The sequence below is a fragment of the Mesorhizobium sp. M0478 genome (assembly GCF_040321305.1).
Classification (GTDB): domain Bacteria; phylum Pseudomonadota; class Alphaproteobacteria; order Rhizobiales; family Rhizobiaceae; genus Mesorhizobium.
Window position 1 is genome coordinate 375,104 of the sequence record NZ_JAMYRH010000004.1, and the last position, 12,521, is coordinate 387,624.

General features: G+C 59.3%; 10 protein-coding genes. 1 reads left to right on the forward strand and 9 read right to left on the reverse strand.

Annotated elements, in window-relative coordinates; translation table 11 throughout:
- Positions 1 to 20: 20 nt before the first annotated feature.
- The 7 genes from NKI64_RS12915 to NKI64_RS12945 all read right to left on the reverse strand — a co-directional run bounded on the left by NKI64_RS12915 (position 21) and on the right by NKI64_RS12945 (position 9,166).
- Entirely contained in the window at positions 21 to 5,732 is a 5,712-nt protein-coding gene (locus NKI64_RS12915; protein ID WP_027048647.1) for a HAMP domain-containing protein, read from the reverse strand.
- A 183-nt stretch (positions 5,733 to 5,915) separates the two neighbouring features.
- The gene (locus tag NKI64_RS12920; RefSeq protein ID WP_352668282.1) at positions 5,916 to 6,290 is read right to left on the reverse strand and encodes a response regulator; all 375 of its coding nucleotides are present in this window, start codon (positions 6,288 to 6,290) and stop codon (positions 5,916 to 5,918) included.
- Between the two features lie 27 nt (positions 6,291 to 6,317).
- On the reverse strand, positions 6,318 to 6,572 hold the full coding sequence (locus NKI64_RS12925) for a hypothetical protein (RefSeq protein ID WP_352668284.1): 255 nt from the start codon (positions 6,570 to 6,572) through the stop codon (positions 6,318 to 6,320).
- A 315-nt stretch (positions 6,573 to 6,887) separates the two neighbouring features.
- Positions 6,888 to 7,508: a cysteine hydrolase family protein gene (locus NKI64_RS12930; RefSeq protein ID WP_023687850.1), complete on the reverse strand. Its 621-nt coding sequence runs from the start codon at positions 7,506 to 7,508 to the stop codon at positions 6,888 to 6,890.
- A gap of 23 nt (positions 7,509 to 7,531) precedes the next feature.
- Positions 7,532 to 8,074 carry a DUF6894 family protein gene (locus NKI64_RS12935; protein WP_023714623.1) on the reverse strand — a complete coding sequence of 181 codons (543 nt, stop codon included), beginning with the start codon at positions 8,072 to 8,074 and terminating at the stop codon, positions 7,532 to 7,534.
- 44 nt (positions 8,075 to 8,118) lie between these two features.
- Positions 8,119 to 8,559 carry a LysE family translocator gene (locus NKI64_RS12940; RefSeq protein WP_352668286.1) on the reverse strand — a complete coding sequence of 147 codons (441 nt, stop codon included), beginning with the start codon at positions 8,557 to 8,559 and terminating at the stop codon, positions 8,119 to 8,121.
- A 172-nt stretch (positions 8,560 to 8,731) separates the two neighbouring features.
- Positions 8,732 to 9,166 (reverse strand): hypothetical protein, encoded by a 435-nt coding sequence (locus NKI64_RS12945; protein WP_352668289.1) that lies wholly within the window; start codon positions 9,164 to 9,166, stop codon positions 8,732 to 8,734.
- Positions 9,167 to 9,219: 53 nt separating this feature from the next.
- On the opposite strand from NKI64_RS12945, the gene ku reads away from it, so the two are divergent.
- Positions 9,220 to 10,185, forward strand: a complete 966-nt coding sequence (gene ku / locus NKI64_RS12950) for a non-homologous end joining protein Ku (protein WP_502901373.1) — start codon at positions 9,220 to 9,222, stop codon at positions 10,183 to 10,185.
- 653 nt (positions 10,186 to 10,838) lie between these two features.
- Here the strand turns inward: ku and NKI64_RS12955 are convergent.
- Together NKI64_RS12955 and NKI64_RS12960 are read right to left on the reverse strand one after the other, a co-directional pair.
- Positions 10,839 to 11,885, reverse strand: a complete 1,047-nt coding sequence (locus NKI64_RS12955) for an ATP-dependent DNA ligase (RefSeq protein ID WP_352668291.1) — start codon at positions 11,883 to 11,885, stop codon at positions 10,839 to 10,841.
- A 128-nt stretch (positions 11,886 to 12,013) separates the two neighbouring features.
- On the reverse strand, positions 12,014 to 12,520 hold the full coding sequence (locus NKI64_RS12960) for a YciE/YciF ferroxidase family protein (RefSeq protein ID WP_023668075.1): 507 nt from the start codon (positions 12,518 to 12,520) through the stop codon (positions 12,014 to 12,016).
- Between the last annotated feature and the right edge of the window lies 1 nt (position 12,521).

Genomic DNA, 12,521 nt, shown 5'->3' on the forward strand with positions numbered 1-12,521 from the left:
GCTTTTGCATCGAACGGCCGTCAGTTCGCTGCCAGGAGAATTTTTTCCGGGCTCTCGACACGGGATCGGGCACGCCCGATCCAGACACGAAGCAGCGCCAGCAGGAGATCCAGGTCGACGGGTTTGGCGATGTAGTCGGAAGCCCCGGCATCCAGACATTTTTGCCGATCCCCCTTCATCGCCTTTGCGGTGACGGAAATCAGCGGGATATGAGCAATCGCCGGTGTGCCGCGAATCCGCCGCATCGTCTCGTAGCCGTCCATCTCCGGCATCATGATATCGATCAATGCCACGTCGACATCGGGCGTCTGTTCAAGAAGCGCGATGCCATCACGGCCCCGCTCGGCATGCAGAACCTGTATGTCATAGGTCTCCAGAACACTCGTGAGCGAATAGATGTTACGAATGTCGTCGTCGACGATGAGAACTTTCGCCCCGGCGAGATCGGACTTGCCGTTGTGTTCAGTTCCTGCCCAGGCCTCTTGGCGACCTTCTCCCGGCAGCGTTGCCGAAATATGCAGCGCCAATTGAGCGAAGTTCTCCGCCCGCGGTGCTTCTGCCAAGGCCGGGTTCAATGCCAGTACCTGTTCAAGCGCGTCCGGGTGAGGTGTAAAGAACAGCAGCTGCGGCAAGGCTTCGCCGAATTGGCCGGTGATCTCGTCCAGCGCCTTTGCGTTGTCCTTGGCGGAGCGTCCAAAGCCGAGCACGACGGCATCATAGAAGGCGAGGCCAACGTCTTCTGCATTTGCCGCAACACGACCGATCGCGGTGACCGACGTTACGCCGTCGCGGATTGCCTCGACCAGAGCCAGACGCCGCTCCGGGTCAGGGTCCACGACCAGAACGCGGCGCTGAACGCGGAGCTTCTTCGAGTGGATATCCTGAAACACCTTCATCAGCTCGTCCGAGGAAACGGGCTTGGTGGAAATGCTGGACGCCCCCTTGCGTGCGAGACTGTCGATGTCTTCGGCACCCGAGATGACATGGATAGGAATTCCCCTCGTCTTCTGGTCATGCCGCAGCAGATCGAAAAGCACCCAGCCATCGATATCCGAAAGTCCGAGATCAAGTGTGATTGCGTCGGGAACGAGCTTGCGGGCCAATGCCAGCGTGCCGGAACCTGCAGTCGACAGAACGCCTTTCAGCCCGGCCGACCGGGCGAGGCCAAGCAGCAACCCGCCAAAGGTCGGATCGTCTTCGACGATCAACACGATCCGATCGGTGGGTAGGATTGAATCGCGGTCGTCGATCAGCTCTGCCGAGGGCGGACTGCTGAGCAGAGCTGTCGCAGCAACCGCCTCCGCCGCCGGAGCCAAGGTCGACTGTACTGTCGTCACGCGGGGGCCGTCGAACGGGATGATGAGGGTAAATGTCGACCCCTTGCCCGGCGTGCTTTCGACCCGCAATTCGCCGCCAAGCAAGCGAGCGATCTCGCGGCTGATCGAGAGCCCAAGGCCGGTGCCGCCATACTTGCGGCTGGTGGTGCCGTCGGCCTGCTGGAAGGCCTCGAAAATCAGCTTCTGTTTGTCTTCTGGAATGCCAATGCCGGTGTCGGTGACGGCGATCGCGAGAGCCTTCACCGGCTGCGTCGCGCCATTGCGGCGGCCGGCCTTTTCAACCCGGAAGTTCAGGCTGACCTCGCCTTCCGAGGTGAATTTGAATGCGTTGGAAAGCAGGTTGAGGACAATCTGCTGCAAGCGTTTCTCATCTGTGCGGACCGTGTCGGGAAGCGCCGGATCGACCTTGATGGTGAAGCCAAGTCCCTTGTCGGCTGCCAGCTGACGAAAAGTTCGTTCCATATGCTGGCGAAGATGCGTCACCGGCATATCGTTGATGTCGATGGAAACAGTGCCCGACTCGATCTTCGACAGATCGAGGATATCGTTGATGAGGCTGAGAAGATCGGTTCCTGCCGAATTGATGGTGCGGGCGAACTCTACCTGTTTTTCGTTGAGGTTGCCGTGCTGGTTGGTCGCCAGCAGGTTTGACAAAATGAGCAGCGAATTGAGCGGCGTGCGCAGTTCGTGGCTCATATTGGCCAGGAATTCGGATTTGTATTTCGACGTGAGCGCCAGTTGCTCGGCTTTTTCCTCCAGCGCGCGTCGCGCCATCTCGATTTCGAGATTCTTGTTTTCGACCTGCTTCTTTTCGTTCTCGAGCAGCTGCGCCTTTTCCTGCAGCTCCTCGTTTGTCGCATGCAGCTCTTCCTGCTTTTTTGTCAGCTCGGTTTGACGCGCTTGCAATTCCGACGTCAGCAGTTGCGACTGCTTGAGCAGGCCCTCCGTGCGCATCGTCGCAGCGATGGTGTTGAGAACGATGCCGACGGATTCCATGAGCTGGTTGAGGAACGACTGGTGTGTGTCACGAAACTCGCCGAACGAGGCGAGCTCGATGACGGCTTTGACTTCATCCTCGAACAGGGCAGGCAGGATGATGACATTGGCTGGCGAGGCGCTGCCAAGACCAGATGTGACCCGAAGGAATTCTGGCGGCACATTGTCCAGCATGATGGCGCGCTTGTCGGCGGCACTTTGCCCAACCAGGCCCTCTCGCAGATCAAGCCGCTGCTTGATGGCAGCCTTGCTCTCGGCGCCATAGGAAGCCGCCAGCTCAAGATAGGATTCCTCCTCGTCGCGATTGGTGACGTAGAACACCCCATACTGGGCGTTCACCAGAGGAGCGAGTTCGGACATGATGAGCCGCGAGACGGTGGCAAGGTCGCGCTCGCCTTGCAGCATGCGCGAAAACCGGGCGAGATTGGTCTTCAACCAGTCCTGCTCGGCATTCTTCAGCGTCTGATCCTTCAGATTGCGGATCATTTCGTTGATGTTGTCTTTCAGCGCGGCGACCTCGCCGGAGGCTTCGACGCTGATCGAACGGGTAAGATCGCCCTTGGTCACCGCCGTCGAAACCTCGGCGATGGCACGCACCTGGGTGGTCAGATTGGCAGCGAGTTGATTGACATTGTCGGTCAGGTCGCGCCAGAGGCCGGCGGCACCTGGCACACGCGCCTGACCACCGAGCTTACCCTCGATGCCCACCTCACGGGCGACGTTGGTCACCTGGTCGGCAAAGGTGGCAAGCGTCTCGATCATGCCGTTGATGGTGTCGGCCAGCAGGGCGATCTCTCCCTTCGCGTCGACCGTCAGTTTGCGCCTGAGATTGCCTTGCGCGACCGCCGTCACGACATCGGCGATGCCGCGCACCTGATTGGTCAAGTTCGTCGCCATCAGGTTGACGTTGTCGGTCAGGTCCTTCCAGGTACCGGCAACACCTTCGACGCGCGCCTGGCCACCAAGCTTGCCCTCGGTGCCAACCTCACGCGCGACTCGGGTGACCTCGCCGGCGAAGGAGTTCAACTGGTCCACCATGGTGTTGATGGTCGACTTGAGCTCCAGGATTTCGCCCTTCACATCGACGGTGATCTTCTTCGACAGGTCGCCGCGCGCCACGGCGGTCGTGACTTCGGCGATGTTGCGCACCTGGCCGGTCAGATTCTCGGCCATCGAGTTCACATTGTCTGTGAGATCCTTCCACGTGCCGGCAACGCCGCGCACCTGCGCCTGGCCTCCCAACTTGCCTTCCGTGCCGACCTCGCGTGCCACGCGCGTGACTTCCGAAGCGAAGGAATTAAGCTGGTCCACCATTGTGTTGATGGTGTCCTTCAGCTCCAGGATCTCGCCGCGGACATCGACGGTGATCTTCTTCGAAAGGTCCCCGAGCGCCACGGCGGTGGTTACCTCGGCGATGTTGCGCACCTGGCCGGTCAGGTTGGCCGCCATGGCGTTGACGTTTTCGGTCAGATCCTTCCACGTGCCGCCGATGCCGCGCACCTGGGCCTGGCCGCCGAGCTTGCCATCGGAGCCGACCTCGCGCGCCACACGTGTCACTTCCGAAGCGAAGGAATTGAGCTGGTCGACCATCGTGTTGATGACGTCCTTGATCTGCAAGATCTCGCCCAGCGCGTCGACGGTGATCTTCTGGGTCAAGTCGCCGGTCGCGATGGCCGTTGCCACCTTGGACACGTCGCGCAATTGCACCGTCAAATTGCCGGCCATGGCGTTGACGTTGTCGGTCAGATCCTTCCAGGTGCCACCGACGCCTTCGACATGCGCCTGGCCACCAAGCTTGCCTTCCGATCCCACTTCGCGGGCCACACGCGTGACCTCAGAGGCAAAGGAGTTCAGTTGGTCGACCATCGTGTTGACGGTGTCCTTGAGCTCCAGGATCTCGCCTTTGACGTCGACGGTGATCTTCTTCGACAGGTCGCCGCGCGCCACGGCGGTGGTGACTTCTGCGATGTTTCGAACCTGGCCAGTCAGGTTGGCGGCCATGAGATTGACGTTGTCGGTCAAATCCTTCCATGTGCCGCCGACGCCCCTCACCTCTGCCTGGCCGCCCAGCTTGCCTTCGGTGCCGACCTCGCGTGCCACGCGCGTCACTTCCGAGGCAAAGGAGTTCAGTTGGTCGACCATCGTGTTGATGGTGTCCTTGAGTTCCAGGATTTCGCCTTGCACGGCGACCGTGATCTTCTTGGACAGATCGCCCGACGCGACCGCCGTCGTCACCTCGGCGATATTGCGCACCTGACCGGTCAGGTTCTCGGCCATCGAGTTGACGTTGTCGGTGAGGTCCTTCCAGGTGCCGGCGACGCCGCGCACCTGCGCCTGACCGCCAAGCTTGCCTTCGGTGCCAACCTCGCGTGCCACGCGCGTGACCTCGCCCGCGAATGAATTCAGCTGGTCCACCATTGTGTTTATCGTGGATTTCAGCTCGAGAATCTCGCCCTTCACGTCGACCGTAATCTTCTTCGACAGGTCGCCCAAAGCCACTGCGGTCGTCACTTCGGCGATGTTGCGCACCTGGCCAGTCAGGTTCTCGGCCATGGAATTCACATTGTCGGTCAGATCCTTCCACGTACCACCAACACCCTCAACGCGCGCCTGGCCGCCAAGCTTGCCTTCAGTGCCGACCTCGCGCGCCACGCGCGTCACTTCCGAAGCGAAGGAATTAAGCTGGTCCACCATCGTGTTGATGGTGTTCTTCAGTTCTAGGATTTCGCCCTTGACATCGACTGTGATCTTCTTCGACAGGTCGCCCGACGCGACTGCGGTCGTAACCTCCGCGATGTTGCGCACTTGCCCGGTCAGGTTCGTGGCCATCGCGTTGACGTTGTCGGTCAGATCTTTCCACGTGCCGGCGACGCCCTTGACCCGGGCCTGGCCGCCGAGCTTGCCTTCCGTACCGACCTCGCGCGCCACGCGCGTCACCTCAGAGGCGAAGGAGGCCAACTGGCCGACCATGGTGTTGACGATCTTGCCGATGCGCAGGAATTCGCCACGCAGCGGTCGGCCGTCAATTTCGACCATCATGGTCTGCGACAGGTCGCCCTTGGCGACGGCGCCGATAACGCGCGCAACCTCAGCCGTTGGCTGAACCATGTCTTCTATGAGATCATTGACTGAACGGACACTGGATTCCCAACTGCCGGTGGCATTGCGAACCCGGCCGCGCTCGCCTATCCGCCCTTCCTTGCCGACGACCCGGCTCAAGCGCTCGAACTCACGCGTTACTTGGTCGTTGAGGTCAGCGATCTCATTGAAAGTCTCAGCTATCTCGGAATCGAGGCCTTCATAAACATTGTCGATGCGGACGGAGAAATCGCCACGCCGGAAGGCTTTCAGAGAATTCAGGATGCTTCGACGGTCCAATTGCTTCTTGGATGCCTGCACGGTCACAGCGCCACTCCCAGCCCTATGGATTTATACGGATAAAGTTGCCCCCGCGGCCAATGGTGGATCGCGCCGCGAGACCCCAAACGCCGCATTTTCCATTTTGTTCCATCGTGCCGTGAAAATTCCAGGCCGACGATTGCGCCTTGGTTTGAACGCCGGATTTCATGATGCGGTTGCGATTTATCGGGCTTCAGCCGACCACGACACGTCATCGCCGTTTGCCATTGCCAGAGAGGCATGAATTGCGTTGCGCAACTCGGAAGGCGAGGCAGGCTTTGCGACCCATGTCCCTTGAAGGAAAATCGGATCGTGAAAACCCGAATTGGCGTAGCTTGCCGAATGGACGACAAAGGGGATGTTTCGGGCGTCAAGCAACGTAGCTATTCGTACGCAATCCCCGTCCGCCAGGCCGATATCCATGACAACAATGTCGGGAGAACTGCCCCTGAACCATTCCAGCGCGTCGACGCAGGACGAAAAGACCGCAGCGATGTCGAACCCCGCGTCGCGCAACATGTCTTCAAGTTCGAGCGCGATAAACGCCTCGTCTTCCAAAATCGCAACGGACCTATGGTGGTCCAATTATCGCAGTCCTTTGCTCTCCGAAGCGATCGGCAGCGCAGCACGCCGCCTGACCTGTTCCACCCGGTGGTCGAAGCTCACGGCAATTTTCTTGCCGGACATGGCATGGACCATAAGCCCGACCAATTCCTCGTCGTCGCAGCGACACTCAGGAAACCTTGCGCGGATTTCATCGACCGCAAACGCCGTCGAGATAATGTCGTCAGCGCGATAGCCAGAGATCACCGCGTACTGCGCTATAGGTTTCAAGGTCAATGACTTCGGTTTTCAGCACATCATCCTCCCTGCGGAAGGCCGACGGCAGAGGCGCCGGATGTCTCGCAACGATTGCTAGATGCCGGCATCGAGTCTTCGGCGCTGTATCCTGTTCATTCTATGACGGTTGGCCGCGCTGTCGATAGCTCTGCAAGGCTTTGTACGCTTCCAGACACTGATTCACGCGAGCGACCAGATCAGGCAATCGTGCCGTTCATATACGTTTTCCGGTTCACTGTAGTGCCGTCCGCCAACTGAAACAGTCCACCCGACCAGAATGACGATTGTCGGCCCTTTCACTTGAAGCCCCCCAGATCAGCGAGTGAGTTGTGGCCAACACTCCAACACCTCCGCCATGCTGGCCGCCTCAATCTGCTCACTGAAGCGGGAATGGTAGACTTCCATCAGTGCGTCATGGGTCTGGTCGGCAGAGCTGCAGATGGCATCGGTGACGAGAATGACGCGGAAGCCACGATCGATGGCGCCAAGCACGGTCGCGAGAACGCAAACGTCGGTTTCGCCACCGGTGATCACGAGCGCACGCACGCCGGAGCCACTCAGCAGCGCGTCGAGCCGCCCCTCGGTCCAGGGCGAATAGACATGTTTGTCGACCACCGTCGCCGGCGGTACAAATCGTGCAAGTTGAGGCATCAGCTCAATCAGGCGCGGATCGATGTTGGAAAGGGTTACCTCCGCCCACCGACGATAGTAGTTTGCCCACATTCCCGGCGCCTCGCCCGGGCGGGCGGCAGGAATGAAGCGCGTGAACAGGGTACGGCTGGCATGTCTGGCGACCAGTTCTTCGATCGCCGGGACCACCTTTTCAGCCCACGGCACGGGCCAAGGTCCACCCGGCGCAAACAGGCGCTGCATGTCGACGCACAGATGCAGGCCATCGTCGCCTATTGGTCCGTGAATCAATCCTTGGGCGGCCACTGGTGGATTCCGTCGGGTTTGGGTTACTGGCCTGCCTGCCGCGCTGCATCGGCCTCAGCCACATCAACAGTGTAAAGCAATTCACCGTTTTCGTTGGATACCCTCACAAGCCAGCCGGACAGAGCGTCCGTGCCAGGCTGCAGGTCGGCAAGAAGATCGATTGCGCAGCGGATAGCTTCGGACCGGGCCGCCTCAAGGCTCGCCATCCTCGACGGCGGTATGCGTCGGCTGGTTTCGCCATCGCGATACTCAAAGACATATACGTCGCCGGCGCCGTCGCTTGCAGAGGTTATCTCGACCTGGTCGAAATTGCCGTTGCTGCTCGCGTCATATCCATTGGCTGCGAGATCAAAGGTCGCTGTCTGGACCAGGATTGCCTTTGCGCGGGCAAGCACGTCATCTTCAGCTTGTATCCCGACGTTTGCCATGTCCACCGTAACGCAGTCGCCGCCCTCGCCGCAAAATATCACCCGGCGAACCGACTGCCCGTCTGGCGCCCTGGCATTCACCACTTCGGTCCGAACGACTTGCATGACACTCTCCTGCCTGTGTCTGACAATGTTCATGGTGCGCTTTCGGTTCCTGCGGATGCAGGCGCTGGCCCGGCAACTTAACGGCTTGCGCAGCCGCCAAAGGCCATTCGGAACCCAAGGCCAACAATGAAGAGGCCGGCGATCCGCTGCTGCCAAAGCCGCACACGAGGGCGCTTCAGGATCCAGGCGCCTATGCTGCCGGAGGCCACGGCATAGGTCCCCAACACCAACACGCCCGTCATTTTCTGAGTTGCTCCCAGCAGCAACAGTTGAAGCGTCACGGAACTCCCATGCGGATCAACGAACTGAGGCAGCAACGCTACCATAAACGTGATGGGCCACGGATTGAACAGATTGGCAATCATGCCTTCCCGCGCCGCGGCAACGGCCTTGATCGGGGTCGTATCCGGCCGGGCCTGTGTTTCCGGCTTCGTGACGACCAGCCCTAGCCCGAGCCATACGAGATACGCCGCCCCAAGCCATTGCAGTGCTCCAAAAGCTAGTGGGGAGGTTCGCACGAGAGACGAACACCGAACGCTATGAGAGGAAGCTGAACCATGCCGGCGCCGGCCGTCATCCCCAATACCGTGAACAGCGCAACCCTGCGTCCCTGCCCTATGCCGCGCGCCGTCACCAGCATGCTATCCGGCCCGGGCGGCATCTGCAGCAGGACGACCGTTCCCACGAATGCTATCCAGTGGGCGGGATCGATGACTTGTTCCTCTCAACAATGATGCTCTTGTTGGACTTGGAGCGGCGATATAGCCGGTCAACGCGAAGCTGCGGCGCCGAGGCCGTTGCGCTGAAGTAGCTCATGTCTGGTTCAGAATTAACTGCAGAGCCGCGACCGCCTTGCTCCACGATCATCTCGGCAATGTACTCCTTGAGGTCCCCGACTTCGTCCTGAATGTCCTCAGGGGCGATGCCTTCCTCGTCTGCATCCGCGATGCATTGGCTTGCGAGTTCCTCTGCGGCATCGACGCCCTTCCGCATGAGAGCAGGCTTTTCGATCACATGCTCCTCAATCCATACTCCGACGAAATGGACTGTGCGATTTACGATGAGGTCAGCGTCTTCCGAGAGCTGCGCCTCGGTTTTCAAATCGTCCCTCGTCGACACTTTCATGGAACTCACCTCGGCAAATGGGCTCACTTCCAACGCCGACAGGTTGCCAAAAGATGCACCGTGCCGATGAAAATCGCTGTCGAGACCGACAGGATTTCCCCCACCGGACATTCACGGTGCACCGAGCCCCCGCCGCAGGAACAATTCGAACGGAAACGCGTTGCCCTAGTTGGAAACGGGATAAGCGCAAAATGGCCGCGCCACGTGCTGCCTGGAAGGGCTTCTTGAAGGTTGGTTCGGTTACTTGCGGCGTGAAGATTGTCGGCGCAACCAGCGAAGCATCCAAGATCCATTTCAAGATTTTGAACCGCAAGGACGGTCTGCCGGTCAGGAGCGTCTACGCCGACGAGGAGACCGGAAAGCTGGTGGATTCAGCGGATCAGGTGAAGGGTTTCGAGATCGAAAAGGACGAATTTCTCCAGATCGAACCTGACGACATAAAGGCGTTGAAGCTGACGTCGAAGCACACGCTCGAAGTCGGCGAATTCGTATCGATTGACGATATCGATACGCGCTATCTCGAGAAGCCCTACTATCTGATCCCGGCCGACGGCGCCGCAATCGAAGCATACGGAGTGATCCGCGATGCCATGAAGAACAAGGGCGTGGCCGCTCGATCCTGCGTGGTGCTCTACCAGCGCGGCCGCGAAGTGCTGATTCAGCCCTATGGCAAGGGGATGGTGATGACCGAGCTTCGCAACCACAACGAAATGGTTTCGGAAAGCACTGTGTTCGATGGATTGGCCAAGCAGAAATACGACCCCGATCTGCTCGAAATCGCCGGCATGCTTATTGACAAAAAAGTGACGACCTTCGATCCCTCGAAATTTGAAGACACCTATGAAGACGCGCTGATCGCCATGATCGATGCAAAGCGCAAAGGCAAGAAGCTGCCGAAGCCCGCACCAAGGCCACAGGAGAATGTCATCAACCTCGCTGAGGTGCTGAAGAAGAGCCTCAAACAGGAAGGGCTGGCGAGATCCACAAAGAGAGCCTCACCGAAACGCAAGACAGCATAGTTGATAACTGCCCAGCCAGAAGGTCCGCACAGCAGCCCCAGCCGCCCCTAAATCGTTTGGAACAATTCTCGCGGTTGCCCGTTGGCCACCAAGGACGATGCCTTACGGCCGAGATCAAGAACGTCGACAGGGCAGTCCTCAAAGAGCCAGATGCAGCGGATGCCAACATTGCGCTCAAAGGAGCCGGAACGCAGGACTCTGATCGAGCGCCGACAAGCCCCAGGACCGCCGGCCATCGGTAAAAATACATGGGGTGTGAAAAGACCCTTTCGCCTCCAGACGCGGCGACGCGCGACCTGTGGCGGCCGAACCCACGCCCAAGCGAAACCCGGAGAATAGATGTGCCCCCCAAACCAGAGCCAACCGAAGAGCCGCCAGTGGATGCGCCGACGTGGACGCCGGACATACGCGAGCCTGAGCCGGATCTTCTTCCCGACGAAGTGCCAGTTCCTAATCCGGACGAGAACCGTGATCCGCCAAAGCGAGGCGTGGTGACAGACTGAACAACGGGTTTGGTCCGGCATCCTCCTGCAAAGGCGTTTATCTCGGCGCCGGGTTCATGATCGCCAGTGAAATGCGACTGGATTTGGCTGCGCCGAATGCTTGACGGATTTGGTCTCGATAGTGTGGACCTATCGACGCTTCGCCAAGCCTCATTTTCCAAGTATCTGTTCGAACGTGCATTGCTTCGGGCTTTTGTCAGGACGCCATCGCAGAAATTTGGTGCCATGACGGAAACGATCGCCGGTGACATGATCGAACCGCACCTCCGCCACCAGTTCGGGCCGCAATGGCTCCCATTGTCCGCTTCTTTCCGTGCTCCACCGACTGGGACCGCCCGGCGCTTTTCCCGCGAAGCCAGGAGCCGATCGCAAAGCTTCAAGTTGTCGCGTAAGCTTGGCCCTGTCCTCCCGGGCAATCGTCGAAGTGAACCCGACATGGTCGAGTTGCCCCTGGTCATTGTACAGGCCAAGCAACAGGGAGCCGACTTCACGCGAATTCGCCAGGTAGCGGAACCCTCCGACGACACAATCGGCCGTGCGCAGGCGCTTGACTTTGACCATGGCGCGCTCGCCGGGCCGATATTCATCATCGAGAAGCTTGGCAACGACCCCGTCGGTCGAACCTTGTCCGGATTGGCCAAGCCATCTGCCTGCCGCCGCCAAATCACGCGTTGCCCGAGACAGTTCGAGATCCTTTCGCCCGGCCGACTTCACGAACAGTTCGAGTGCAGCGCGCCGAACCGAGAGCGGCTGCTGCATCAAGGCGCCCTCGGAGGTCGCCAACATGTCAAAGAGGATCAGCTTTGCCGGCGTCGCGACCGACAGTTTCCGGATCCTGCTTTCCGCCGGATGCAGCCGCATCTGCAAGGCGTCGAAAGAAAGAGAGCCTGCAATTTCGATGACGATCTCACCATCGACCACGAACTCTTTTGTTTTCAGTTCATGCAACATCGCGACGACTTCCGGGAAATACCGCCCTAACGGCTTGCCGGATTTTGCACGCAACTCCACGGCCGCGCCGGCTTTAAAGGCCAGGCAGCGGAACCCGTCCCATTTGGGTTCGTATTGCCATCGGCCAGCATCGGCCGGCAACGTGTCGGCAGCCTTTGCTTCCATCGGCGCCGTGCTCAACGCCACGCCGAAAGACGATTTTACACTCGTCGGCAGATCGCGAGAGATGGCAGATTCGCCCGTCATGAAAGTTCCGTGGACAACGATGGAGATCGACTCAACGCAGCACTGGTGCCGGTTTTGGAAAAATCATGCTTCAACAGGGTTAGGTCATGATGAGATTTCAACCAGATCTCATCATGACCTCGGACGGTCTACTCGGCAGCCTGCATGTTGATCTTGCTTTCCGCCATTTCGGTGAGCTTGCGATCGGTCGCCTGCTCTTCTTTCAGGTTCTTGGCCAACACGTTGGCGCAGTCGCTGCGGCCAAGCTGCTTGGCCCAGGCGATGAGCGTGCCATATCTGGTCATCTCATAATGTTCGACCGCCTGCGCCGACGCTATCAGTGCCGCGTCTAGGACCTCCTTGTCGTCAACGTCGCCGCTCACATCGTCGGCTTCTTCGAGAATGCCGTCTATCGCCGGGCAGTTGACCTCCTTGGCCTTGACGCCATGCAATTCGAACACCTGTTCGACGCGCTCGATATGGCCTTTGGTCTGCTCGAGGTGTTTTTCGAATCCGGCCTTCAATTGCGGATCGGTTGCCTTGCCGATCATCTTCGGCAGCGCTTTCTCGATCTGCTTTTCGGCGTAATAGATGTCGCGCAGCGTGTGCACGAAGAGATCGTCGAGTGTCTTGATGTCCTTCGAAAAGAAGCCCATG